The 645-nt window shown below is 51.3% G+C and carries 1 rRNA gene; it reads left to right on the top strand.

The features are described 5' to 3' along the window. Positions 1-192: 192 nt before the first annotated feature. Positions 193-645 (top strand): 16S ribosomal RNA (locus tag AC07UI_RS29120); the annotation flags it as partial.

Raw genomic sequence — 645 nt, 5'->3', positions numbered from 1 at the left:
CCTCGGTTGAGACGAAAGATCTTAACCAACCGCTCTTTAACAACTGAATCAAGCAATTCGTGTGGGTGCTTGTGGAGTCAGACTGATAGTCAACAAGATTATCAGCATCACAAGTTACTCCGCGAGAAATCAAAGATGTAACCAACGATTGCTGAGCCAAGTTTAGGGTTTTCTCAAAACCCAAAGATGTTTGAACTGAAGAGTTTGATCATGGCTCAGATTGAACGCTGGCGGCAGGCCTAACACATGCAAGTCGAGCGGCAGCACGGGTACTTGTACCTGGTGGCGAGCGGCGGACGGGTGAGTAATACCTAGGAATCTGCCTGGTAGTGGGGGATAACGTTCGGAAACGGACGCTAATACCGCATACGTCCTACGGGAGAAAGCAGGGGACCTTCGGGCCTTGCGCTATCAGATGAGCCTAGGTCGGATTAGCTAGTTGGTGAGGTAATGGCTCACCAAGGCGACGATCCGTAACTGGTCTGAGAGGATGATCAGTCACACTGGAACTGAGACACGGTCCAGACTCCTACGGGAGGCAGCAGTGGGGAATATTGGACAATGGGCGAAAGCCTGATCCAGCCATGCCGCGTGTGTGAAGAAGGTCTTCGGATTGTAAAGCACTTTAAGTTGGGAGGAAGGGCC

This window comes from Pseudomonas sp. GW821-FHT04C07 (assembly GCF_059420325.1).
This window is presented reverse-complemented; position numbering and strand designations above follow the sequence as displayed.